This window comes from Streptococcus suis (assembly GCF_002960445.1).
Classification (GTDB): Bacteria; Bacillota; Bacilli; order Lactobacillales; family Streptococcaceae; genus Streptococcus; species Streptococcus hyiners.
In genome coordinates this window covers 1-286 of record NZ_POJD01000153.1, presented here as the reverse complement: position 1 = coordinate 286, position 286 = coordinate 1, and the positions used below count along the sequence as shown (strand labels likewise).

1 pseudogene is annotated in these 286 nt (G+C 32.2%); it reads right to left on the bottom strand.

Annotation, left to right across the window (positions count from 1 at the left end):
- Window positions 1–150 precede the first annotated feature (150 nt).
- A pseudogene (locus tag C1G53_RS13330) lies at window positions 151–286 on the bottom strand (replication protein RepB); the annotation flags it as partial.

Sequence of the window (286 nt, the reverse complement as noted above, 5' to 3'; positions counted from 1 at the left end):
CTAAAAATAAATTCTTTAAATTATCCAAAGCATCTTTGTTTCCAACATCCTTCGCCCCATCCAATAAACGCTTCAAAATATAAATCTCATCCTCAGAAAAAGTATGTTGAATTCCGTTTTCAAATCGAATTGTATTGTTGTAATCAAAACTCATTTAATTTCCCCCGTTTCCATATCTACATTCTGACCATATTTCCGTTCTTGATAAACACCATCAAAATATAACCTTACCAATCCTGTATGCGAACGAATAACCTCATTTACAATTTTCATACTAGGGATACCA